Genomic DNA, 24,299 nt, shown 5'->3' on the forward strand with positions numbered 1-24,299 from the left:
ATTACCAGCTCACGTCGACTTTGCCGAAGAAGTACGCGCCTTCCAGCCCGTACGGCGAGTACCAACTGTAGGTCGGGTCGTCGGTGGGGAAGAAGTAGAAGCGCTTGGCTTCGGCGTTGAGCTGCTGCGGCCGGCGGTCGAAGATGTTTTCCCCGCCGACGGTGACCTTCACCGAGTCGCTCAGCCAGTAGCCCAGGCTCAGGTCGGTGATGAAGGCCGGGCGGATTTCCTCGTCGCGGCTGGCGGAGATCTGGTTGCGTCCGGTGACCTTGGAGTAGCGGGTGCCCTTGAGGGTCACGTCGAAGTCGCCCAGTTGCCAGGCGGCGGTCAGCGAGGTGACGTTCTTCGGATAGGCCGTGGTCAGGTTGCCCTGGCGGTCGCGGCCGACGGCGGTTACGCCGGTACCGGCGAGGGCATCGGGTTCCTTGATCTTCTCGATGGTCTGCAGGCTCTGGTTGCTCAGCAGGGTCCACTTGGTCTTGCCGTACTCGCCGAGGTCGTAGCGGTAGTCGGCGACCAGGTCGATGCCGCGGGTGCGGGTGTCGGCCAGGTTGCCGAAGTACGAAACGATCTGGTTCGGGTCCAGGCCGTTGGCGGCGAGGAGGTTGGAGACGGCGGTGCCTTGCAGGTTGCTGGTCTGCAGGATGCGATCCTTGATGTCGATCTGGTACAGGTCGACGGTGACGTTGAGGTTCTCGGTCGGCGTGGCGACGAAGCCGAGGCTGTAGTTCATCGACTTTTCAGGCTTGAGCTGCTTGGCGCCGAGTGCCTGCCCGGCAGCATCGTCTACCGTCACATAGCGCGTGGTTGCTTGTTCCAGCACCCCGGTCAACGGGCTGGTGCGCCACGCGGTCAGCGACGACGAGTAGTACTGCTGTTGCAGCGACGGTGCGCGGAAGCCGTTGCTGATGGTGCCGCGCACGGCGAACTGCGGGGTGAAGGCGTAGCGGGTGGAGAACTTGCCGCTGGCGGTGTCGCCGAAGTCGCTGTAGTGCTCGAAGCGGCCGGCCAGGCTGACGTCCCATTGCTCGGTGAGGCTCTGGCTCAGGTCGATATAGCCGGCGGTGTTGGTCCGCGAATAGTTGTGCGCATCGGCCGGGGTGAAGCCCACCAGGCCCGGGGCACCAGGGTTCGGGCGCTGGCCGGCGAGCGGGTGGCCGGCGGGGAACACGTAGCCGCCGTCGGCATAGGAGGCGTACTCGCCATCCTCGATCTCGAAGCCGTCGCGGCGGAATTCCAGGCCGGTGGAGACGTTCAGCGGTTTGGCGAACAGCCCGGTATCGAAGGCCCGGGTCAGGTCGAGGTTGTTGGTCCACTGGCTGGCGATCAGGTGCCCGCCGTCCATGTTGCGCGGGCTGTCCGGGCCCAGGGACGGGTTCAGCGACTTCTCGTTGCGGGTGTTGGCGTCGTTGTAGCCGTAGCTGGTGCTCAGGTCCAGCTTCCAGCCCAGCACGTCCTCGTTGCGCAGGCCGATCACGGTCTGGAAGTCATCCTCCTCCACCACGAAGCGCGGCGAGAAACCGTCCGGGTACACCGAGACGATGTTCTGCGGCGAGTTGGCGGTGCGGTAGGTGCCCCAGCTGGTGGAGTTGCGGTGGCTGAGGGTGGAGAAGGAATACAGGCTGACCTGGTCGTTCAGCGGCAGCTCAGCGTTGTAAGCGAAGTTGTAGGTTTGCGAGCGGGGCTGGCCGAGCTGCTGGCGATAGCGGCTTTCGCTGTTCTCGCGCGGGTCGGCGCCGCCGTTTACCGGGAAGTAGATGCGCGTACGGTCCGGCACGGCGCCGGCGACGTTGGAGCTTTCCTGGATGCCGATATCGGCGCTGAGGCTGAAAAAGCCGTCGTTGGGCAAGGCAAAGCCCTGGTTGATCTGCCCTTGGCCGCGGGCGCCGAAGTTGCCCTTGCCGCCGATACGGTTCTCGTACTGGCCGTACAGTGCACTGGCGTCGCCCCCCGAGTCGTTGTGCTTGAGGATGATGTTGATCACCCCGGCGATGGCATCCGAGCCGTATTGGGCGGCAGCGCCGTCACGCAGGACTTCGATATGGTCTACGGCGCTCACCGGGATCAGGTCGAGGTCGGCCGGGGATTGCCCGCTGGACGTGGCGGCGGTCTGCACGAAGATCAGCGACGTGTTGTGCCGGCGCTTGCCATTGACCAGCACCAGTACATGGTTGCCACCCAGGCCGCGCAGGGTCGCCGATTTTACCGACAGGCCGGTGCCGCCGGTGAAGCCGGCGGCATTGGTGTAGGAGGGCACGCTGGCCGCGAGGGCATCGCGCAGGTTTTGCTTGCCAGAGCGGGCCAGGTCGTCGGCGCTGATCACATCGATCGGTGCCAGGCTGTTGGCCACGGTACGGCCACTGTCACGGGCGCCGGTAACCACGACGGTCTGCAAGGCGGCATCGCTGTTGCCGGTGTCGGCTGCACTGGCCAGTTGCGTAACGCACAAGCCGAGGATGCCTGCGGTAAGCAGGTTGCGCCTGGGCTGGAAAACATTGGGGCGAGACATGGTGAGGCTCCGGGTTCGGGGGCCGCTATCCATTCCTGGTGGTGGGTGTTCCTGACAGTACTGGCGAGGCTTTCAAGTGTTGGGCTTTTAGTTATCGGTACAGCATGACGTCCTGTCGGGCCTGGTCGACCAGCGCCATGTGTTGTTGCAGGCGCCGTTTGCGGTCGGCCAGCAGCAGGGTCTTGCTCCATTCCATGGCCTTGGCCGAATGGCCGGCCAGTTGCGTCGCCAGTTCGAGGGCGGCGGCGTGCGGGTCCTGCGCGATACGGTTGATCAGGCCCAGGGCCAGGGCCTCTTCGGCATCGAAGCTGCGGGCGCTGAGCATGATGTCCAGGGCCGCCGCTTCACCGATCAGGCTGGGCAGGGTGATCGCGCTGAAGCCGGAGAGCATGCCGTGGCGCACTTCCGGGAAGCTGAAGCGGGTGTCCGGGCGGGCGATGCGGAAGTCGCAGTGAATCGCGAGGCTGATGCCCAGGCCCAGGGTGTGGCCGTGCAAGGCGGCGACCACCGGCTTGTTCAGGTCGAGGCCGACATCCGGCAGGGCGCGGGCGAGCAGGGCGCTGGCCACGGCCTCGCCGGTGGCCTGGATTTCCTTGAGGTCGGAGCCGGCGCAGAACGCCTTGTCGCCAGCGCCGCGCAAGACGATGGCGCGGGCTTCGCTGTCTGCGGCGGCACGTGCCCAGGCCTCGGCCAGCTCGCGCTTGGCCTGGCCATCCAGGGCATTGAGACGCTCGGGGCGGTTCAGGGTGATCTGCACCACGCCATCGCCAAGGGATTGATAGTCGACTGTCATCACGGTTTTTCGCTGCGGGGGAAAGAAAGACGTTTTGCCTCTTGCGGCATCGCGTCGAAGTGGGGAAAACTTAAAGGATGTTCATAATGCAAACAACATGTTTGTTATACGAACATGTTTTGTGTTCCTCACTATTGGTTATAAAAAATGAAAGCGATAGTACTGAAAGCCTTTGGCGGGCCGGAGCAACTGCTACTGGAAGAGGTGCCCACGCCTCAGGCCGGGCCGGGTGAAGTGCTGGTGCGGGTGCGTGCCGCCGGGGTTTGTCACCACGATCTGCTGCACCGTGCCGGGCAATTGCCCGGCGCCCATACCGGGGTGGTGCTGGGGCACGAGGTGGCCGGGGAGGTGGTCGAGGTGGGCGCTGGCGTGTTGCAACTGAAGGTCGGGGCGCGGGTGGTGGTCTATCAGCGGCGCTTCTGCGGGCAATGCCGGGATTGCCTGCGCGGGCGCCAGGACCTGTGCCGGGCGCTGGGATTGCCGTCGGTGGATACCGAGGGGGCGTATGCCGAGTACCTGCGGATTCCGGCGATTTCCGCCGTCGAACTGCCCGAGGGGCTGGATTACAGCCTGGCGGCGCTGGCATCCTGCCCGATCGCTACTAGCGTTCGCGCCCTGTATGGCGAGGCCGGATTGCAGCCGGGGGAAACGGTGCTGATCAATGGCGCCAGTGGCGGGCTGGGGGCGCACCAGATCCAGCTGGCCCGGGCCCTGGGCGCGCGGGTGATCGCGGTGACCGGCAGTGACGCCAAGCGCGAGTTCCTGCATGAGCTCGGGGCCCATGAGGTGGTGGTCGCTGCCGGCAGCTATAGCGCCGAGGTGTGGAAGCTCACCGGCAAGCGTGGCGTCGATGTGGCCATGGAAAACCTCGGGCATACCCTTGAAGACACCCTGCGCAGCATGACCCTGGGCGGTCGCGTGGTGGTGCTGGGCAATGTCGAGCCGGGCAGCGTGCCGGTGAATCCGGGGCTGCTGATCGGGCGCCGGTTGAAGCTGCAAGGCTCGGGCAGTGCGACCCTGGAGCAGTTGCGCACGGCGCTGGCGCTGATCCATGGCGGGCAGGTGCGGCCGTTGATCGATCGGGTCATGCCCTTCCCGCAGGCGGCTGAAGCCCATGCCTTGCTGGAGTCGCGGCAGGTCAGCGGACGTATCGTCCTGAGCGGGTGGTGAGCATGGATATCAGTACCCTGTTGGGCCAGGCGGCGCGCAAATGGCCGCAGGCGTCGGCGCTGCACGAGCCGGCTACCGGGCGGCGCTTGTCCTTCGCCCAACTGGACCAGGCGCTGACGGCGTTCGGCGTGGCGCTGGATGAGCTGGGTGTCGAGCCTGGGGCACGGGTGGCGCTGCTGGCCGATGCCAGTGTCGATTACCTGATCGCCGATTATGGCTGCATGGCCAATGGACGGGTGCGGGTGCCGCTGGATCCGGCGTTGTCCCAGGGCGAATTGCTGGCCCAGTTGCGCGATGCCGGGGCTGCGTTGCTGCTGTTTTCCTCGGCGTATGCAGAGGTGGCCGAGGCGTTGCGCGGGGAGGGCATCGAGTGTCGGCACCTGGCTTCGCTGACGGTCGGTTCACCGTCGCCGTTGCCTGTCCGTGCTGCCCGGCCGGCACAGTCCTTGGCGTCACTCAACTACACCGGTGGCACCACCGGCGTGCCCAAGGCGGTGATGCACCGGCACGCCAGCCTCTGCGCGGTATTGCAGAACGTGGTCATGGGGCGTGGTGCGCTGCCGGGGGATGTGCTGCTGAATGTGCGGCCGCTGTGGCCGATCGCGGCGGTGGCGGTACTGGCGCATTTGCTTGCCGGTGGCGAGGTGGTGCTGGGAGGGCGGTTCGACAGCAGGTTGTTCCTGGATTCGCTGCGTGAGTATCGGGTGGCGTTCAGTTCGCTGGTGCCGACCCAGTTGCTGCGCTTATTGCGCGAGAGCGGTAGTGCGCCGGCGGATCTGTCCTGGTTCAAGAGCCTTGATATCGGGGCCGCAGCCTTGACCGGTGAAGTGCTCGAGGGCTCGTTCAGCCTGTTCGGCGGGCGGATTGCGGTGCTTTATGGCATGACCGAGGCGCCGTGGAGTTGCTATCTGCCTGCCGGGCAGATGGCTGCACTGCGTGGTGCCGGGGAAAGCGCCGAAGGCGTGGTCGGGCGGTCGCTGTTCTCGGCAGCGGTAATGATCGACCGGGTGGATGAGCGCGGTATCGGCGAGATCCTGCTGGCCGGGCCGCAGCTGATGGCCGGCTACTGGCAGCAGCCGGGTCTGACCGGCGAGGTGCTGGTGGACGGCTGGTTGCGCAGTGGCGACCTGGGACGAATCCGCCCTGACGGGCTGCTGGAAGTGCTCGGGCGCTGCAAGGACATCATCCGCAGCGGCGGCAAATCGGTGCAGCCGGGCGAGGTGGAGCAGGCATTGCTCGGCCATGCCGCGGTGCGCGAGGCCCATGTGTTCGGCAGGGCGGACCTGGAGTGGGGGGAGCAGGTGTGCGCGGCGGTGGTGCTGGAGCCTGGTGCTGTGGTGACGGTGGAGGAGCTTCTGGAGCACTGTCGCGGTTTGCTATCACGCTACAAGGTGCCGAGGCAGGTGGACCTCATCGAGGAACTGCCGCGCTCGCATTATGGGAAGGTGCAGCGCAACCGGTTGTTGGCAATGCTGGGGGCTGGCATGCGTTGATCTATCGGCCCCATCGCTGGCTTGCCAGCGATGGGGCCAGTTAGGTCTCTAGAGATTCCCGAGCTGTGCCGCAATCCCCTCGCAAGCCCGCCGCACATGGGCTGCCAGCGCTGACCCCGGATGGGTCTCTTCCTCCATATCCAGTCCGGCCACCACCACCGCTCCCAGCGCCTGCCCGCCCGCGACCCGGATCGGAAACGCCACCGACGACAGCCCCGGCTTGAACTCGCCATGCCCGAATGCGAAGTCCTGCTGGCTGTGAATTAACTGCAACCCTGGCAGCGCCTTGGCATAGCGCTCTTCCCCGAGCACCCCCAGCGCCATCGCCTCGCTGTAGGTCGCCAGCACCGCCCGCCCGCTGGGGCTGCCCTCGATCGGAAACTGATCCGCCAGGTCTACGATCACATTCAACGGCGTGACCGGCGTCCACATGCGCTCGATCAGCACCACCTGGTCCCCTACCGGCACCGACAGCGAGACGATCGCCGGCCGCTCGCCGATCACCCGCTGCAATTCGATTGCATAGGGCAGGGCCAGGCGGCGCAGGTTCAGGCGGTTCAGGTAGGCGGCGGAATAGATCAGGCTTTCCGGGCCGATATGGTAGGTGGCCCCGCGGGATTCGATCAGGCCCCAATAGGTGAGGGTCTTGAGCAGGCGGTGGATGGTGGAGCGTTCGATGCCGGTCTGTCGTGCCAGGTCCAGGGCGCTGGCACCATGCTTGAGGTTGGCGAGGGCACGCAGGAGGACGATCGAGCGGTCGATGACCTGGACGCGTCCGCCAGCGTTGTCCTTGCCGTTGGCCGCAGATTGAGAGGCAGAGATTTCCATCGTGACAGGGGATTCCAAAAGACCGGTCGCCAAGGTTAGCCGTGATCCGCCAGTGGGTGAAGAGCCGTCACCGGCGATTATTTCACGGCGGCTTAGAATGAATATGCATGGCGATTATGAGCATGGATCATCTGGCGATATCCATTGCGTCGTTTTCCGAGTCTCGATGCCATTTCTAGCTGCAATGTTATACAGATCGTCATCATTGCACCGGATGAAATTGCCAAAACGCCCGGTTTGCGTGTCGCCGCACCGCCAGCCGCTGTTTTTCCGCCATCTTGCCGCCTCGCCGCCGATCCCTAGAATCCGCATCCATCTCCTCTCGTCACTTTGAACAAGGACTTCACCATGATGAACGCAATGCAGATGCCGATGATGAACGCCACCATGCCGATGATGCCAATGCCCGGCACGCCGATGATGATGGCCACAATGACCTGCAAGATGGTCGACGACGGCCTGATGTGCACCATGAAGCCAGCCGCCGGCATGGACATGGCGATGTTTCGCAACAGCGCGGAAATGATGCAGATGATGATGAACTGCGGCATGCCGATGATGATGCAGTGCGGCAACCTGATGCTGATGGGCTGCAATCAGATGACCATGCCGATGATGCCCATGAACGGCATGATCATGCCGATGATGAAATGCATGATGGAATGCACCGTCATGGCCGACGGCATGACCTGTAAGATGATGCCGATGGCCGGCATGAGCCTGGAGATGATGAACAGCTGCTGCATGCTGATGACGAAGATGATGAACGACTGCAGCATGCCGATGATGATGAGCTGCAACGGCATGCCGATGATGTGCTGCACCTGCTGATGCGCGGGTGACTCAGTCCCGGCTTTCGGGATGGCTCACCACCAGGTATGCCACCGCTTCGCTGTCCACCGGATTGCGATAGCGGTGGGGCTGGTCGGCGTAGAAGACGATGGAATCGCCGGTCGACAGCAGGAAGCGCTCGTCATTGACACTGATCTCCAGCGCCCCCTGGGCCACCACCAGGTTCTCCCGCACCCCCGGGCCATGTCCGGCGGAATGCTCCTCACCCAGCGGACTGATCCGCAACTCGTAAAATTCGTTTTGATGCGCTACATCCACCGGATACAGCGCACGGCTGACGAAGGCCCCCGTTGCACTGACCAGACGCTTGCTTTCGCGCGCTGGCAATAGCGTCACCCCGGCGCATTCGCGCTGATCGAGAAATGCCGCCACTGACACCTTAAGCCCACAGGCAATCTTGCACAGCACGCGAATCGACGGCACGCTGCGCCCTGACTCTATCTGCGCCAGCATTGCCCGGCTGACCCCGCTGGCACGACCCAGGGCATCAAGGGACAAGTGGCGTTTGGAGCGCAGGCGCCGAAGATTATTGGCCACCCTAGGGGCGATATCGTCATCCTCTTCAGCGCTGGCTTCAGGCAGGGAGAGCTGTGCCTCTTCGGACGTGACCAGGAAACGCTTGGGTGTGTTCATGACGCTCATGCCTGGCGCGGGGCTTTAGTCGTGTTGAGATCGGCGCTTGCCGGATGCGCCGCAAAGCCGGCCTGGTGTGCGTACATTACCCAAAGTAGGCGACCTTGTTGCTGGGCCAACTTGCGTTTGCGGTACAGGCTGAAGTTGATGACGGTGGCAGCTTGGCTCATGGGGATTCCTTGTCTGGACGACCATGAGTTGAGAGTAAGGATGATTTTTTATAATCTGAAATACTTGATTTACATTTATTAATTCATTTTTGGAATAAATGAATAGTCGGTCGATACCTTCTGATGCTTCATCCAGATCCATTCAGATCCCAGCGCTGCCCCGTAACATCATATAGGCCTTGCGCACCAGCGGGTTGACCGTATTTGCCCGCACCCATAAATGATAGGTAACGTCCGGCAGCGGCGGCAGGCCATCGCTCTGCCCGAGTACGCGCATGTCCGGACCGACCATTTCCTGGCTGCGCGCAGTGATGCCCAGGCCTGCGCGTACCGCCGCCTTGACGCCAATCAGATTGGACGCCAGATAGGCCTGGCGCCAGGCGATGCCGGCCTGCTCCAGCGCCTCTAGTGCAAGCTTGCGATACAGGCTGGGCTCATCCACCAGCACCAGTGGCAGAGGCTCGCCGGGCAGGTGCTGGTACTGCGCTGCGCAAACCCACCACACCGGCGAAGTGCGCAAGGCAAAACCCTCAAGCCCAGGCGCTGTGCGGGTCGAGATGACCATGTCGATCTTGCCGCGTTGCAGGTCGTCCATCAGGAACGGGCTACGACCGACGTCGATCTCCAGGCGCAACTTGGGCGCCGAGCGGGCGATATGGCTGAGCAGCGGAGGCAGGATGGTGTCGGCGATGTCGTGCGGCGAGCCGATCCGCAACACGCCGCTTGGCCCGTCCTGGCGCAGGCCGGCCAGGGCTTCGTCGTTTAGCGCGAGCATTTGCCGGGCATGGCGCAGCAGTTGCCGGCCAGCATCGGTCAGCGACTTGTGGCGGCCTTGCTTGCGCAACAGCGCTACGCCCACCTGTTGCTCCAGGCGCTGCATGTGCTGGCTCACCGAGGCCTGGGTGCGCGCCAGATGGCGGCCGGCTTCGGCAAAGCTTGGGTGGTCGGCGATGGCCACAAAGGTGCGTAACAGCTCAAGGTCCAGGGCGGGTTCAGTCATTGAGTGGGGCCTGTGGTGGTTTTGGCTCGCTATCGCGGGGCAAGCCCGCTCCCACGTGTTACATCACGGGGTAGTGCTAAAGCATAAAGGGTTGTTATGTGTTTGTCGGTGCTTGTGGAATGTTTCAACAATGAAAGCCTTTATTTACTGGCTTATAACCGGATTTTTTAATGGCTATAACCGGTAAGTTATAACGTTAGTCGTTATTTGAATTTCCCCTCGCCCTGGCGACTTTCTAGGATGCGCCCTCATTGGCCGGGTGTTCCGGCTGCCGGGATGAGGAATCTCACCATGTCGCTGTCCACCGTTGCCCGTCGCGGGCTGTTCGCCATGTTGCTCGCCAGCACTACCCTGGCCGCCAGCGGCCTGGCCCAGGCCGATGCCACCCTGGACAAGATCCAGCAGCGTCACAAATTGTCGGTGGGCGTGGTGCTGTCGGGTGGGCCGTTCGGTGCCATTGACCCGGCCACCCGCGAGCCTGTCGGCTTCAGCGTCGACCTGGCCCGCGACCTGGCCCGCCAGCTGGGCGTACCGGTGGACCTGATTGCCGTGCAGCCGGCCAACCGCGTGCAGTTTTTGCAGCAGGGCAAGGTCGATCTGCTGATCGCCAACATGGAATGGACGCCCGAGCGCGACAAGCTGCTCGGCCATGTGCCCACGCCGTTCTACCGCGTCGGCGGCACCGCCGCGCTGGCCAAGGACAGCCCGGTGAAAACCTGGGCTGATCTCAAAGGCCAGCCGGTGTGCACCTCCCAGGGCAGCAGCTACACCCAGGCGCTGGTCGACCTGGGCGCGGACCTGAAAGCCTTCAAAACCTCCGCCGAATCGCTGCTGGCCCTGCGCGGCAACAACTGCGTGGCCGCCGTGCACGATGCCACGCTGATCAACCCGCTGCTGGCCAAGCGCGGCGAGTGGAGCGGCTACCGCGCCCTGGCCCCTGACCTCAACCCGGCGCCGTCGGTGATCTGGACCCGCCTGGGCGAAACCGACACTCAGCAGCGCCTGGACCCGTTCGTCAAACAGTGGCACCGCAGCGGCTGGCTGATCGAGCGTGAACAGGCCAACCACATCACCCCGGCCTCGCCTGCGCTGGTTGAACTGCGCGCCAAGCTGCAGGGCGAAGGCGCCTGATGAGCGAGCTTTTGCACGGTCTGGTCGGGCAGTTGGCCCGGCTCGGCCTGAACTACAGCTTTGTGCTCGACAGCTATGCCCGCGGCAAGCTGCTGGACGGTGCACTGACCACGCTGTGGCTGTGCCTGTTTAGTATCGCCGGCAGCCTGCTGGTGGGAGTGCTGCTGGCGGGGGCCGTGACCTCGACCCGGCGTTGGTTGAAATGGCCGGCGCGGGCGTTTATCGAGGTCACGCGCAATACGCCGACACTGGTGCAGCTGTACTGCGCGTTTCTGGTGTTGAACATGCTGATCAACCAGAGCCTGGGCAACGCCAACCCGATGACCCCGTTTGCCTGGGTGGTGCTGGTGATCTCACTGCACAAGGGCGCGTTTCATGCCGAAGCCCTGCGCGCGGGCATCGAGGCGGTGCCGGCGGTAACCCTGGAAGCCGCCAGCTCACTGGCGTTCAGCCGCCGCCAGCAACTGCTGCAGGTGCAATTGCCGCTGGCGGTGCGCTTCGCCTTGCCGGCGCTGGTCAACAACCTGATCGACCTGGTGAAGATGACCGCGGTGGCCTCGGCGATTGCTGTCAACGACATCACCTATGCCTCGATCATGATTTGGACCCAGGGCGACAACGTCATCGAACTGATGATTCTGATCCTGGCGTTTTTCGGGCTGCTGAGCTTTGCAGTCAACTGTGCTGGCCGCGCCCTGGAAGCGCGCCTGAGGATGCCGGGCTATGGCCACTGAACACCTCGCCACCTTGTGGCACTGGTCACCGACCCTGGGCCTGGGCCTTTTGCAGAACATTCAGATGAGCATCGGCGCCATTGGCCTGGGCACCTTGCTGGGGCTGCTGGTGGGCCTGCTGTTGCTGTCGCCGCTGGCGCCGGTGCGCGGGTTGGCGCGGCTGTGGGTGCAGGTGTTTCGCAATGCGCCGTGGCTGGTGCTGATCTATTTCACGTCTTACGTGTTCCCGTTCGATATCCAGGTCGGCAGCACCTGGGTCGCCTTTCCTGATTGGCTCAAGGTCACCGTGGGCCTCGCGTTGCCAGCCAGCGCCAATGTGGCGGAGATCTTCCGGGGCGCGGTGGCGTCGATCCCGGCCACCCAGTGGGAGGCTGCGCGTTCGCTGGCGTTCAGCCGTGGGCAGATCTTGCGCTCGATCATTTTGCCGCAGTGCCTGCGGCACATGTTGCCTGCGTGGATGAACCTGTACGCGGTGGTGACCATGGGTACCGCGCTGGCTTCGCTGGTGGGGGTACATGACCTGATCGACAGCGCGCAGATTGCCGCCAACACCGTCAACCGCAGCGGTTTCACGGTGCTGGTGTACTTCAGCGTCCTGGCGTTGTTCTTTGCCTATTGCTACCCGATTGCCCGCCTGACCCAACGCCTGGAGCGCCGCTATGCCTTCTGAACCTTTGATCCAGCTGCGCGACGTGCACCTGGCATTTGCCGACAACCCGGTGCTGCGCGGCATCGACCTTGAGGTGCAACGCGGCCAGGCGGTGTCGATCATCGGCCCGTCGGGCTCGGGCAAGTCGACCATCCTGCGCTGCCTCACCGGCCTGCTGCGCCCCCAGCGCGGCAGCATCCGCATTGGCGACACCCAGGTCGACCAGTTGCGTGGCGAGGCCGAACTGATCGCCTTGCGCAAGCAGGTCGGCTTTGTGTTCCAGCAGTACAACCTGTTCCCGCACCTGAGCGTGCTCGATAACTTGCTGATCGCCCCGACCCAGGTGCTCGGCCGCAAGCGTAGCGAGGCCCGCGAGCAAGCGTTGGTGTTGCTCGACAAGGTGCGCCTGGGCCACAAGGCGGCGGCCTTTCCTGGTGAGCTGTCCGGCGGGCAGCAGCAGCGGGTGGCAATTGCCCGTGCGTTGGCGATGCGGCCAGAGCTGATTCTGTTCGACGAGGTCACCTCGGCGCTGGACCCGGAGATGGTCGGCGAGGTGCTGGCGGTGATCCGCGAGCTTACCGAGGAGGGCATGACCTGCGTGCTGGTCACCCATGAGATGCGTTTTGCCGAAGAGATCAGCGACCAGGTGTATTTCACCGAGCACGGCCGCATCGTCGAGCACGGCAGCGCCGAGCAGGTGTTCCGCGACCCCACCCACGAACGCACCCGCAGCTTTTTGCAGCATGCGCTGGGCGAGGGCGGCCAACGCCCCAGCCGTCCGGCGCCGGATGTGTACAGCAACCTGGGGCGCTACAGCCTCAGCGTATGACCCATAACCAGAGAGCCCTGATATGTTCCGTGATTCCGTGATTCAGCCGTTTCTGGCGCAGGTGCGCGCCATTCATGAGCGTGGCGTCGACCGCGCGGCCCTGCAGCAGATTGTCAGCCTGCTCGAAGCCCTGGCCGAGCGCCGCGAGCTGTTCAACTTCGAACGTTTTCCGGCGCCGGATGCGGCCACCGGCGAGACGCAGTTCCGCTATCGGCTGAACGACGACGGCGAGTCGCCGACGCTGTACGTCAACTCGCTGCTGCCGGGCAAGGCGACCTTGCCGCACAACCATGAAACCTGGGCGATTATCGTCGCCGTCGAAGGTCAGGAGCTGAACCGCGTGTACCGCCGCGAAGACGATGGCCGCGACCCGGCCCGCGCAAGCCTTGTGCTGGAGCGCGAGGTGGTGGTGCAGCCGGGCACGCCGGTGGCGTTTCTCGGTGAAGACCTGCACGGTATTCGCGTGGAAGGCCACAGCCCGACCTTGCACTTTCACCTGTACGGGCGGCCGCTGGAGTCGCTGGAAAACCGCTACGGGGTCAAGGACGACGGCAGCGTGGTGAACTACAACAAGTCGCAGATGGCGCCTTCGATTGCCGCCTACGGGCTTTGACCCCATCGCGGGCAAGCCCGCTCCCACAGGATTACACACAGCCTGATCCCAGCGCTGTACCTGTAGGAGCGCGCTTGCCCCGCGAAGAAGCCCGCACAGCTAACCCCCGACCCAGCTAAAACCCCATCCCCCAACGACCACGGACTGCGTCCCATGACCTCCAGCATCACCCCCTCGCTGCTGCACACTTGGCTGTTCGACGGCGAGGAAATCGCCCTGTTTGACCTGCGCGAGCACGGCCAATACGGCGAGGCCCACCTGTTCTACGCCGTCAATCTGCCCTACAGCCGCCTGGAACTCGAAGCCCCGCGCCTGGCGCCAAACCCGGCGGTGCGGGTGGTGGTCTACGACGCTACCGGCGGCGAACTGGTCCAACGCGGGGCGCAGCGCCTGCAGGCACTCGGCTACCGCGCTGTGCATTGGCTCGAAGGCGGCAGCCTGGGCTGGCAGGGCGCAGGCTTTGAGCTGTTCGCCGGGGTGCACCTGCCGTCCAAAGCCTTTGGCGAGCTGGTCGAGCATGTCTGCCACACGCCACGCATCAGCGCGTCGCAACTGGCCGAGTGGCAGCGCCAGGGCAAGCCACTGGTGCTGCTCGACGGTCGGCCGCTGGAGGAGTTCGCCAAAATGAACATTCCCGGCGCCACCTGTTGCCCCAACGGCGAGCTGGGCTACCGCCTGGAAGACCTGGTCAGCGACCCGCATACCCCGGTGGTGATCAACTGCGCCGGGCGTACCCGCAGCATCATCGGCGCGCAGACGCTGATCAACCTGGGCATCGACAACCCGGTGTACGCGCTGGAAAACGGCACCCAGGGCTGGTACCTGGTCGACCTGCCGCTGGAGCACGGCGGCCAGCAGGGCTATGCGCCGCACAGCGGCAAGGCGCTGGCTCAGCAGCGGGCGCGAGCGGCCACGTTGGCGCGCAAGGCGCAGGTACAGTGGGTGACGGCGGCGCAAGTGAGTGAATGGCAGCAGGACACGCAGCGTTCGCTGTTCCTGTGCGATGTGCGCACCCCCGAGGAATTCGCCGCCGGCAGCCTGCCCGGTGCGCAGCATTGCCCCGGCGGCCAACTGGTGCAAGGTACAGATTTATATGTGGGTGTGCGCAAGGCGCGGGTGGTGGTGTTTGACAACGACGGCGTACGTGCCCCGGTGGTGGCCAGCTGGTTGCGGCAGATGGGCCACGAGGCGTATGTGCTTGAAGGGGGGCTGGGCAGCGGGCTTGCTTTGCCGACCCCGCCCGCGCTGGCGGTGACATTGGTCGAAGCCAGCGCCGCCGAACTGGACGGCGCCGTACTGCTGGACCTGCGCCCGAGCACGGCCTATCGCAAGCGTCATTTGCAGGGCGCGCAGTGGTCGATCCGCCCGCAGTTGGCCGCGCAGGTCAGCGCAGAATCACGGCGCCTGGTGCTGATTGCCGATGACCCGCGTATCGCTGAGCTGGCCATCAGCGAGCTGCCTGACGCACAGCGCCAGGCAGTGCGGCTGTTCCCTCAAGCACTGCTGGCCGAATGGCCGCAGGTTGAGGGCGACGAGTCACTGTCAGACGCCGCCTGCATCGACTTTCTGTTTTTTGTACACGACCGCCACGCCGGTAACAAAGACGCCGCGCGTCGCTACCTCGCCTGGGAAACCGGCCTGATCGCGCAAATGAACGCAGCAGAAACCGCCAGTTTCACCCCGCTGACCGCCATAGACCCAGTCGAAACCCGGCTGGTGCATGGCGGGCGTGGCGAGCCACGGCAGGGCGCCCAGGGTGTCAACCCGCCGGTCAGCCGCCTGAGCACGGTGTTGTTCGACAGCGTCGCCGACCTGCGCACCGCCCGCAGCAGCCGCGACCAGCAGCGGGTGCTGAGCTACGGCGCCCGGGGCAACCCCACGGCCTTTGCGTTGGAGGACCTGGTCAGCGAGCTGGAAGGCGGTTACCGCACCAAGCTGTTTGCCACCGGCTTGCAGGCAATCACCCAGACGTTTTTGGCCTACCTGCGCCCAGGCGACCATCTGTTGCTCAGCGATGGCGTGTACGGCCCGGTGCGACGTCTGGCCCGCGAACTGCTGCAACCATTTGGCGTGCAGGTGGAGTATTTTGCGGCCGACGGCCAGGGCTTGGAGGCGGCACTGCGCGCCAACACCCGCATGGTCTACAGCGAAAGCCCGAGTTCCTTGCTGTACGAGCTCAACGACCTGCCGGCCATGGCCGCGCTGTGCAAGGCGCGCGGGGTGCTGCTGGCGGTCGACAACACCTGGGGCTCGGGCTATCTGTACCAGCCGCTGGCCTTGGGTGCGGATATTTCGGTCATGGCGCTGACCAAATACCTGGGCGGGCACAGCGATGTGATGATGGGCAGCGTGTGCACCACCCGCGAGGCTTTTGCCGCGCTATCGCGCAGCAGCGACACCTGCGGCTGCACGGTCAGCCCCGACGATGCCTGGCTGGTGCTGCGCGGTGCGCGCAGCCTGGCCAGCCGCATGACGGTGCACGAGCAGCAGGGGCTGGAGATCGCCCGCTGGTTGCAAGGGCACGAGGCGGTGGCGCGTGTGTATCACCCGGCTTTGGCGCAGCACCCTGGGCATGCACTGTGGCAGCGGGATTTCAAGGGCAGCAACGGGCTGGTGAGTTTTGAACTGGCGAATGCCGCTCCCGGCCGGGCCGAGGCCTTCGCTGACGGCCTGCGGCTGTTCGGCATTGGTGCGTCGTGGGGTGGCTTCGAGAGTTTGGTGACCTTGGGCGAACTAGGTGATCGGCACTTCGCCCCGTTGGTCCGAGGACAGCTGCTGCGATTGCATGTTGGCTTGGAAAACGTGTCCGCATTGCGGCGGGATCTGCAGCAAGCCCTGCACATCTCATCGTGAGTTCGCGCAACTGCGATCCGTTACCTTGAGCCAGGAGCAGCCTCGTTCATCGCTGCCAATGACGATGATTTAAGTACGCTAACGTACTTTATCGGATTGATCTCATCGCTGAGTTAGCAGGCTTATGGTCCTGATAGTCCTATTCTGGCTTGGTTAAGAGATCTGGTTAGGGTGCGGCGGGCATGTGCTAAAAAATGCAATGAACGTCCTATTGCTAAATGACATCCCGCCAATAATAATGAATGTCATTTCCATTGGTGACGAGTACGCTTTCTGTGATTCCTGCCTCGCAAAGTGACCTGAGCAATCTCTACCTTCAGCACAATTCGTGGCTGCGAGGCTGGTTACGAAAGCGTACTGGGTGTAGCGCTGATGCGGCTGATCTGGCGCAGGACACCTTTCTGAAGGTTTTGAAAGCACATGACATTCTGGTGATCCAGAGACCCCGGCAGTTTTTGTCGACGATTGCCAAGGGTCTGATGATTGACCAATCTCGTCGCCGTGCATTGGAGCGCGCTTATCTCGCAACGCTCGCCGTGGCGCCTTCAGAGGAAGTACCGAGCCTGGAAGTGCAGGCTTTGCTTTTCGAAGCCCTGCTCGAGGTCGATCGGGTTTTGCGCGGGCTGGGTGAAAAAGTCCGATGCGTTTTCTTGCTATCCCAAGTGGATGGCCTCACCTATCCGCAAATTGCTGAGCAAATGAGTATTTCAGCCCGCACGGTCAGTAACTACATGGCCAAGGCGATGGAGCATTGTTGCATCGCACGCTGGGAGGCGGCGCAGTGAAAGGTACCCTGAGCGCTGAGCATCGGCAGGCTATTCACGAGGCTGCTCGGTGGTACGCCCGCATTTGCTCGGACACTTTTACCGCTGAGTGTCGCGGACAATGGGCGGAGTGGTATGCGCAGAGCGCTCTGAACCGAATTGCTTGGGGCGAAGTGGAGTCGATGGGAAATCTGGCTAAAGGTCTGCCTGCCCCTGTTTCATCCGCAACATTTGGCGCTCAGGTAACACGGCGGCAGGTTCTCTCCGGTTTTCTTGCCTTTACAGCGATTGCTGGCTTCGCCAGTGCATCGTGGCGCAGTGAGGCCAGAAGAGCCTGGATGGCTGATTATTCGACCGAGGTGGGCAGGCGACGTGAGGTGCAGCTCAAGGACGGTTCACGCGTCCTTATGGACGCGCACAGTTCGCTCGATTTCCGTTTCAACGAGCACGCGCGCGCCCTGGTTCTGCAGCGTGGGCAAATCCTTGTCACTACAGCACTGGATCCTGCTGGTCGACCCTTCACTGTTGAAACTGCTCATGGTCAGCTTCTGGCGTTAGGTACGCGGTTTGTGGTGAGCCAAGAGGGCGACACTACAGAGATTGCTGTGCTGGAGAGTGCGGTTCGGATCACACTTCCCACGAATCTTACTCAAGTCATAAACGCGGGGGAGCGTGCTCGTTTTACGCGCTCCGTTATTGGCCCAACCCGAGCAAATGATGCTTCCGTAGGTTCATGGGCTCTAGGTAGGTATGTGGCTGTTGATCAGCCTCTGCGGGATTTGTTGACGCAGTTGGCGCGGTATAGGTCCGGGCCGATGACATGCGATGACACCGTGGCGGGCATCAGGGTGTCCGGGACTTTTCCTCTGGATGATCCGGGCAAAGCGCTGACAGCGTTGGAGACCGCTTTGCCGGTGCAGGCTGTCCAATATTCTTCCTACTGGGTCCATATTCAGCCCAGACGTTGAAAGTTTGCTTTGTCGTTGCAAGATTTCTGTTCCTCGTTCGGCCCTTTATCCAAATCACATGAGCATCTGGGTTCGAGGAAAGAATAATGCGTGTTTCGTATAGGCCGACTGCCGCCCTCGCGCTGGCGATCAACGCTGCTATTTGTGCGGCATCCATTTGGCCGGCCATTGTCGAGGCAAGCGCAGAAGCGCGCGTTTATGAGATACCGCCCAGTCCCTTGTCAGAGGCGCTGGCTCGCTTTGCAGATCAGGCGGGAGTGACCTTGACCTTTGATACGTCGCTGACCCAAGGGCGGATGTCTTCGGGGCTGGTGGGCGCATACACGGTGGAAAGCGGTTTCAGTGCATTGCTGGCTCAGAGCGGTTTGCAAGCGGCCGAGCAGTCCAACGGCGTCACTATTTTGCGTGCAGGGGAGGAGGGCGCGGTAACGTTGGGGATAACGCAGATCGAAGGGGCTGCCTATGGCGCGTTCGAGCCCCCAGCGGCGTACGATGGGGGGCAAGTGGCCACGGGCGCGCGCGTGGGCATGTTGGGCAACAAGTCCATCATGGATACACCCTTCAGCATCACGTCCTATACCGCCCAACATATGGAAAATCAGCAAGCCAATACCGTGGCGTCCGTGCTCAGAAGCGACGCCTCGGTGAGGATTCGAACCAGCGAAGGTCACACTCAGGAGAATTTCATGATTCGCGGGTTCCGCGTCGATTCTGCGGATCTTGCTATTGATGGCCTCTTCGGATTGGCCCCCGATGGTCATGTTCCTACCGAATTCCTGGAGAGAGTCGAGGTGCTCAAGGGCCCTGGCGCGATGCTCACCGGTATGCCTCCAGCCGGTGGTGTGGGCGGCGTCATCAATCTTGTGCCCAAGCGTGCACTGGACACCCCGCTCACCCGGCTTACCACCAGCTTTGTTTCAGACAGCTATGTGGCGGAGCACCTCGATATAAGTCGCCGTTTTGGCGCCGAGGAGAGGTTCGGGATTCGTTTCAACGGCGTCTCCGGAGATGGCGAAACGGGGGTCGATGATCAGTCCAAAGAGCGAGCGCTCTGGTCGCTGGCGGCTGATTATCGTGGCGATGGCTGGAGGCTGGGGGTGGACGGTTACGAAAACCGCGAACGGACCGATGACGGCAGTCCGATCATGATCGGCTTCACCAATATTGGTACGGTACCGCGTGCACCCGACCCATCCACTAATCTGCTTAAGGGTGTCTACGTCAAGCAAGAAAACAGCATGGTCAAACTGCGTGGGGAATACGATTTCACAGATCATTGGACCGGCTTTGCCAGCATTGGGAGTGCGCGCACGCGCTATGACGGTTATCTGCGAGGTACAGCGTTGCGGTTGAGTAATGTGAACGGTGACGGTTTTGGCGATACCATCAATCAAAAAGGCTACTCCGACAGCCTGTCGAGCGAGTTCGGGCTGCGCGGGCACTTCGAGACGGGCTCAGTCACTCATCAGCTGGTCATGGTTAGTACTCGACTGCATCAGGAAATTGGCAGGGCGCCGGCTGTAAGAAGTGCGCGATACCCCACCAACCTCTATCATCCCTCCACACCGACGCTGGCGGGGCCTGTGGGAGCGCAGGAGAAAGCGGAAGACAACACGTTAACGAGTTTTGCGATTGCGGACACGTTGGGCTTCTTTGATGAGAAGCTGCTGGTCACCGTAGGTGTACGGTCGCAACGCGTGGAGCAGGCGATGAGCACGCCGAGCCGTTATGACGAGAAAAAAGTGACGCCCGCCGTTGCGCTGCTGGTCAAACCTTGGGATGCACCGGTTTCCTTGTATGCGAACTACATTGAAGGCCTTAGTCAGGGGGAGTCTATTGGCGATATCAGAGCCCCTAACTATGGTGAGCAATTTGCACCCCATCAGACTCGCCAGATAGAGGCAGGTGTCAAATGGGATCTCGGTGCTTTTACACACACTGTCAGCGTGTTCGAGCTGGAAAACACCAGCGTTGTCCAAGACCCCTTAACCCTGCGCTATAGCGATGATGGCGAACAAGCCAACCGCGGCGTTGAATGGTCGATGTTTGGTGCCTTGACACCGAGTCTGAGGGTGTTGGGCGGTGTGACTTACACCCGTGCGGTGCTGGAAAAGTCCGCCGGTGGCCTGTTCGATGAAAATACGGCCCGGGGTGTACCGAAGTGGAACGCTAATCTGTCGGCAGAGTGGGATGTGGCAGGGGTCAGCGGATTAACACTGTCCACTCTTGTGATGCACAGCTCGTCTCAGTATTTGGACAGTGCCAACAATCTCAAAGCACCCAAGTTCACTCGATATGATCTAGGGATTCGGTATGGTATGAGCATTTACGAGAGGGACGTGACGCTTCGTGCCAGCCTGGAAAACGTTGAAAATCGCGCCTACTGGGCAGGTTCTTTCAATGAAGGGTTTGCATCTATCGGCCAGCCGAGAACTTTGAAGGTATCCGCTACCATCGATTTTTGATTCGCATGACGTGAGCGTTGCCCGTCCAGAGGAATCGGCAAGGCTTGCAGAGCTGCTGGTAGGCAAGTTTTTCCTGAGTGCGGCTCCACGCCGCACACGGTGCTGTCTGTGGTCAGAGGGCTACCTGATTTTCTTCTTCAGTGGTAAACCTCGGCAGGTCAAACGCGTTGCCCCCAGGGTCGGCTTCGTTTTTTTCGACTTGAACAAGAACGGTCTGAGCCACTGAACCCTACCCGAGTTGAGGGTGCCTTTGTCCAGGGTGACGACGTTCGGGTTTCCTGTGCTGAGAGGCGCAGCACTTCCTTGCCTTTTTTCTTGAACTGCACGCTCCGGGAGCTTGGGTCCAACTGGCTATGTAGCTTGCCTGCGTGCAGCCTAGGACGCACAAAGTATCGGCCTGCATCGAATTTTGAGCCAGCGAAGGCCGCGTGGCGTGTTCCGTATCGTAAGTGGTTAAAACAAGTGTGCTCTTTTAGGCGGTCGGTTTGATAGAACTCCAGGCTTTTAGTAAGGGATATGAAATCAGCGAGGATCTGCTATAAGCGGATCCTTCGTGATTTAATTTAACGGTTGTCGTTAAATATCTGATCGAGGTATTATATATGGTATGCAAAATGCTGTCACAGGCAAATCGCCACTGAATTTTTCGATTTGAACGAGTGCAGTTTGAGCAATAGAGCCCTGGGCCAGCTGTGATGTGCCATTGTCTAGCGTTACGACATTCGGGTTGCCATGCTTGTCGATAGAATCAGGCATTGCCGGATCGGCTGGATCAAACCAAGCACCTGTGGGAATTGATGCAACCCCGCCTAGGATGTTCTCTGTCACATTGGCGCACGCAAGGAATGCCCCGCGATCGTTGAAGACTATGATGATATCCCCGGAGTTAATATTTCGCACACCGGCGTCCATTGGCGAAATTTTTAATACCTCTTTGCCTTTCCGCTTAAAACTTACGCTTAGATCGCTAGGATCAAGCTGGCTGTGAAGCTTTCCGGCTGGTTGATTTGTGAGTAAGTGGATTGGGTACTTTTTGGCGATAGGGCTTTTGATCCACTCTGCCGGCTCTAACCAGGATGGATGGGGAGGGCAGTCAAGATAGTTGTATTCAGCGATCGCCTCAGAAAAAATTTCAATTTTCCCCGATCTGGTATTAAGCGGGTATTTTTCTGGCTCGTTCCAGTAATCCGAGAGTAGCGGCTTTTCCCTGTTGGCAGTTGAAACGGGAAACTCGTACAGCCCAGAAACCCAAAACTCCTCGAAAGGTGGAGGCGCATACCCGACGTTTAGTGCTTTTTCACGTGCACCGTTGTACATGTGCTCAAGCCAGCCAGACTCATCGCGCCCTTCCGTGTAGGCTTCCCCGAAGCCGAGGCGATCAGCCAGTTCAGCAAAAATGTCAAAGTCATTACGTGATTGAGCAACGGGTGGAATTACCTGATGCATGGCGATCCAGTGTCGTTGAAACTCAGTCGCCAAGATGTCGTTGCGTTCCATGGAGGTGGTCGCCGGCAAAACAATATCGGCAAATTTGGCAGGCGGGCTCCACCACGGCTCATGAACGACCACCAAGTCTGGCCGCCGCCATCCATCGAGGAAGCGATTTAAGTTTGCATTGTGATGAAAAGGGTTTCCGCCAGCTGAATAGATCAGTTTGATATCTGGCATGCGTAGCGTCGAGCCGTTGTAATTTAATTCCATGCCTGGGTTTAAGAGCATGTCAGTGACTCTGCCCACAGGGATTGCGATATCGACCGGGTTGCACCCCAGCGACATTGTGGGCCGTGGAACCTTTTCAGGGCGCTCAACGCCTATCCCCGAAACGCCCCCTGGGCCCAGGCTGAAGCCGCCGCCCTTTGTATTGATCTGGCCAAGAAGACATGCCAAAACGATGGTCATCCATACGGGTTGCTCTCCATGATCGGCCCGCTGTACAGACCACGCCGTGGTGATCACCGTGCGTTTAGATGCCATTTCTCTCGCGAGAGAAATTATGGCCTCTGGCAGCACTCCGCATATCTCCGATGCCCAGGATGGATTTTTGGGCACGCCATCAGTTATGCCTAAGAGGTAATCCCTGAACGGCGCGAAGCCTTCACAGAATTTATCAATGAAATGTTGAGCATGAAGACCCTCCTGCACCAGCACGTGGGCAAGACCCAGCATCAAAGCGGTGTCAGTGTTGGGGACGATCGGCCACCATTGCCCGTTAATCTGATGAGGGGTGTCATCGCGACTAGGACTGATGTTCAAAAAGCGTACCTGCCGTTTGGCTATGGCACTAAGAAGGCCGTCCGTTTCATGCATAACGGCACCACCCGTATCAATCTGCATATTCTTGGAATGCGAACCTCCGAACATGACAACCAATTCTGTATGCTCAGCGATCTCCCTCCATGGAACAACCATTGAGGTCACATCAGACGAGCCGACCACGTAAGGTGCTATGTGCATTGCAGCGCCAAAGCTGTGGTTGCCAGTTTTGTCTACATAGCCTCCGAATTGACCCAGGAAGCGTTTCAATACGCTGGGCGAATGATGAAGGCGACCCGCACTGGCCCAGCCATATGAGCCGCCATAGATGGATTCATTGCCGTATTGAGCCTTGACCCGGCGCAGACCTTCTTCCACCAAATCGAGCGCTTCCTCCCAGCTTACTGGCACGAATGCGTCGCAGCCTCGAAGGTGCCTGGAATGCTGCCTGCGGGTTAGGTAGCTTGCTCTTACGTAGGGTTTGTCAATACGTAAAGGACTTCTGACCATTTGCGGGAGAGATCCCATCATTGGGATGGGGGCAGGGTCATGTGCAAAAGGACTAACGTCTACGATATGACCATCCATCAAGCCGACGTTATAGACCCCCCAGTGGGAAGCTGTTTGAATTCTTCTATAGTCAGACATATTCAGGCCTCACCTTGGATCTGCTCTGCAAGCAGCCATCAGTAGTTCATGGCGAAAGAGCGGCATTGCACCGCTCATCCTTCTCGGCTAGCGCTAACGAACGTTCCTTTCGACGAGGGCCAAAACCCTACATGGGCTGCCGGAGCCTTGTTTGATCTTCAGGGGAGGAGTGATCAGCACTGAGCCGGTTGGAGGTAGCAAGTGAAGGTTGGCCAGGCTGGAAAGACCGAACTTATTGCTTCCATGCATATCATGATGGCATGGAAAGGGTTTAGCTAAAGCGTGAGCTTGGCCAGCATCCGTGCCCACAGGTTCAGAACCCCAGCCGATAACATTGCGCTCATTGGCTAGCCACAGTGGCAGTTGAGAGTCAGGGCCTGGTGAGTGTCCGCCATCGGATTTTTGATTCAAGAATGCGTCGGTGTATTGTCGGGAAGACCAGCCTGTGCGCATGAGTACACCCATGAGCCCTCAGGGATCCTGCCATGCTTTTCCTCCCATGCTTCAACATCGGCGATTGTCAGCAGATAGTCCTCATCATCTCGAACTTCGTCGGATACATCGATAACGCATGCAGGCGCCAAGAATTTCTGCACTGAGATAGTATCGGTCGCTCCGTCTGGATAATCCTTACCAGTGATCCAGTGAATGGGTGCATCGAAGTGCGTGCCAGTGTGCTCTCCGCAGGAAAAATTGTTCCAATACCAAAGCGGGCCGCGCTTATCAAAACGGCTGATTTCTTCGATTTTGAACGGTGCAGACTGTTTAAATTCGGCGGGTAGCTGGATTACGGGTGTCCGGGTTTCCAGCGTGTGGGTTAAATCTATGATCTCGATAGTTTGATCAGCGAGTGCTTTCGCCAGCTGCTGCAGAATAGCCATTTTTATCTCCCTTATTAGTTAAATGGCAGGTCAGGAATCAAGCATATATACTGGAGTTATTAA

Annotated in this window: 21 protein-coding genes; 12 read left to right on the plus strand and 9 right to left on the minus strand. The window is 61.1% G+C overall.

Translation table 11 applies throughout. The features are described from left to right. Position 1 precedes the first annotated feature (1 nt). Together AAZU54_RS05450 and AAZU54_RS05455 are read right to left on the minus strand one after the other, a co-directional pair. On the minus strand, positions 2–2,509 hold the full coding sequence (locus AAZU54_RS05450; protein WP_434726734.1) for a TonB-dependent receptor plug domain-containing protein: 2,508 nt from the start codon (positions 2,507–2,509) through the stop codon (positions 2–4). 91 nt (positions 2,510–2,600) lie between these two features. Beyond that, on the minus strand, positions 2,601–3,302 hold the full coding sequence (locus AAZU54_RS05455) for an enoyl-CoA hydratase/isomerase family protein (protein ID WP_434726735.1): 702 nt from the start codon (positions 3,300–3,302) through the stop codon (positions 2,601–2,603). Between the two features lie 147 nt (positions 3,303–3,449). Between AAZU54_RS05455 and AAZU54_RS05460 the strand changes: the two genes are divergently transcribed. Then, a complete protein-coding gene (locus AAZU54_RS05460; RefSeq protein ID WP_434726736.1) occupies positions 3,450–4,472 on the plus strand; it encodes an alcohol dehydrogenase catalytic domain-containing protein in 1,023 nt (340 codons plus the stop codon). 2 nt (positions 4,473–4,474) lie between these two features. Further along, positions 4,475–5,965 carry a class I adenylate-forming enzyme family protein gene (locus AAZU54_RS05465; RefSeq protein WP_434726737.1) on the plus strand — a complete coding sequence of 497 codons (1,491 nt, stop codon included), beginning with the start codon at positions 4,475–4,477 and terminating at the stop codon, positions 5,963–5,965. 48 nt (positions 5,966–6,013) lie between these two features. On the opposite strand, the gene AAZU54_RS05470 is transcribed toward AAZU54_RS05465, so the two are convergent. Then, on the minus strand, positions 6,014–6,793 hold the full coding sequence (locus tag AAZU54_RS05470) for an IclR family transcriptional regulator (RefSeq protein WP_434726738.1): 780 nt from the start codon (positions 6,791–6,793) through the stop codon (positions 6,014–6,016). Positions 6,794–7,141: 348 nt separating this feature from the next. Between AAZU54_RS05470 and AAZU54_RS05475 the strand changes: the two genes are divergently transcribed. Continuing rightward, on the plus strand, positions 7,142–7,624 hold the full coding sequence (locus AAZU54_RS05475) for a hypothetical protein (protein WP_434726739.1): 483 nt from the start codon (positions 7,142–7,144) through the stop codon (positions 7,622–7,624). 12 nt (positions 7,625–7,636) lie between these two features. On the opposite strand, the gene AAZU54_RS05480 is transcribed toward AAZU54_RS05475, so the two are convergent. The 3 genes from AAZU54_RS05480 to AAZU54_RS05490 form a co-directional block, all read right to left on the minus strand. Continuing rightward, positions 7,637–8,278, minus strand: coding sequence for a helix-turn-helix domain-containing protein (locus AAZU54_RS05480; protein WP_434726740.1), 642 nt, complete (start codon positions 8,276–8,278; stop codon positions 7,637–7,639). Positions 8,279–8,283: 5 nt separating this feature from the next. Continuing rightward, complete coding sequence (locus AAZU54_RS05485; protein WP_434726741.1) at positions 8,284–8,448, minus strand: hypothetical protein; 165 nt, start codon at positions 8,446–8,448, stop codon at positions 8,284–8,286. A gap of 142 nt (positions 8,449–8,590) precedes the next feature. Beyond that, entirely contained in the window at positions 8,591–9,448 is an 858-nt protein-coding gene (locus AAZU54_RS05490) for a LysR substrate-binding domain-containing protein (protein WP_434726742.1), read from the minus strand. Between the two features lie 291 nt (positions 9,449–9,739). Between AAZU54_RS05490 and AAZU54_RS05495 the strand changes: the two genes are divergently transcribed. The 9 genes from AAZU54_RS05495 (at position 9,740) to AAZU54_RS05535 (ending at position 20,454) form a co-directional block, all read left to right on the plus strand. Then, the gene (locus tag AAZU54_RS05495) at positions 9,740–10,579 is read left to right on the plus strand and encodes a transporter substrate-binding domain-containing protein (protein ID WP_434726743.1); all 840 of its coding nucleotides are present in this window, start codon (positions 9,740–9,742) and stop codon (positions 10,577–10,579) included. After that, the gene (locus AAZU54_RS05500; RefSeq protein ID WP_434726744.1) at positions 10,579–11,313 is read left to right on the plus strand and encodes an amino acid ABC transporter permease; all 735 of its coding nucleotides are present in this window, start codon (positions 10,579–10,581) and stop codon (positions 11,311–11,313) included. Before AAZU54_RS05495 ends, AAZU54_RS05500 begins: the two co-directional genes overlap by 1 nt. Further along, entirely contained in the window at positions 11,303–11,983 is a 681-nt protein-coding gene (locus AAZU54_RS05505) for an amino acid ABC transporter permease (protein ID WP_434726745.1), read from the plus strand. Before AAZU54_RS05500 ends, AAZU54_RS05505 begins: the two co-directional genes overlap by 11 nt. Beyond that, the gene (locus AAZU54_RS05510; protein ID WP_434726746.1) at positions 11,973–12,791 is read left to right on the plus strand and encodes an amino acid ABC transporter ATP-binding protein; all 819 of its coding nucleotides are present in this window, start codon (positions 11,973–11,975) and stop codon (positions 12,789–12,791) included. The genes AAZU54_RS05505 and AAZU54_RS05510 overlap by 11 nt, the downstream gene beginning before the upstream one ends. A 22-nt stretch (positions 12,792–12,813) precedes the next feature. Continuing rightward, positions 12,814–13,404 carry a cysteine dioxygenase gene (locus AAZU54_RS05515; RefSeq protein WP_434726747.1) on the plus strand — a complete coding sequence of 197 codons (591 nt, stop codon included), beginning with the start codon at positions 12,814–12,816 and terminating at the stop codon, positions 13,402–13,404. 153 nt (positions 13,405–13,557) lie between these two features. Then, complete coding sequence (metC, locus tag AAZU54_RS05520) at positions 13,558–16,257, plus strand: cystathionine beta-lyase (RefSeq protein ID WP_434726748.1); 2,700 nt, start codon at positions 13,558–13,560, stop codon at positions 16,255–16,257. Between the two features lie 242 nt (positions 16,258–16,499). Further along, positions 16,500–17,042: a sigma-70 family RNA polymerase sigma factor gene (locus AAZU54_RS05525; RefSeq protein ID WP_434726749.1), complete on the plus strand. Its 543-nt coding sequence runs from the start codon at positions 16,500–16,502 to the stop codon at positions 17,040–17,042. Continuing rightward, complete coding sequence (locus AAZU54_RS05530) at positions 17,039–17,989, plus strand: FecR domain-containing protein (RefSeq protein WP_434726750.1); 951 nt, start codon at positions 17,039–17,041, stop codon at positions 17,987–17,989. The genes AAZU54_RS05525 and AAZU54_RS05530 overlap by 4 nt, the downstream gene beginning before the upstream one ends. Positions 17,990–18,075: 86 nt before the next feature. Further along, complete coding sequence (locus tag AAZU54_RS05535) at positions 18,076–20,454, plus strand: TonB-dependent siderophore receptor (RefSeq protein WP_434726751.1); 2,379 nt, start codon at positions 18,076–18,078, stop codon at positions 20,452–20,454. Positions 20,455–21,030: 576 nt separating this feature from the next. Here AAZU54_RS05535 and AAZU54_RS05540 read toward each other — a convergent pair. The 3 genes from AAZU54_RS05540 to AAZU54_RS05550 all read right to left on the minus strand — a co-directional run bounded on the left by AAZU54_RS05540 (position 21,031) and on the right by AAZU54_RS05550 (position 24,236). Next, the gene (locus AAZU54_RS05540; protein WP_434726752.1) at positions 21,031–23,355 is read right to left on the minus strand and encodes a molybdopterin-dependent oxidoreductase; all 2,325 of its coding nucleotides are present in this window, start codon (positions 23,353–23,355) and stop codon (positions 21,031–21,033) included. A gap of 93 nt (positions 23,356–23,448) precedes the next feature. Then, positions 23,449–23,820 carry a cyclase family protein gene (locus AAZU54_RS05545; protein ID WP_434726753.1) on the minus strand — a complete coding sequence of 124 codons (372 nt, stop codon included), beginning with the start codon at positions 23,818–23,820 and terminating at the stop codon, positions 23,449–23,451. Further along, complete coding sequence (locus tag AAZU54_RS05550; protein WP_434726754.1) at positions 23,763–24,236, minus strand: cyclase family protein; 474 nt, start codon at positions 24,234–24,236, stop codon at positions 23,763–23,765. Before AAZU54_RS05550 ends, AAZU54_RS05545 begins: the two co-directional genes overlap by 58 nt. Between the last annotated feature and the right edge of the window lie 63 nt (positions 24,237–24,299).

The sequence above is a fragment of the Pseudomonas sp. Je.1.5.c genome (genome assembly GCF_051129895.1).
Taxonomy (GTDB): domain Bacteria; phylum Pseudomonadota; class Gammaproteobacteria; order Pseudomonadales; family Pseudomonadaceae; genus Aquipseudomonas; species Aquipseudomonas urmiensis.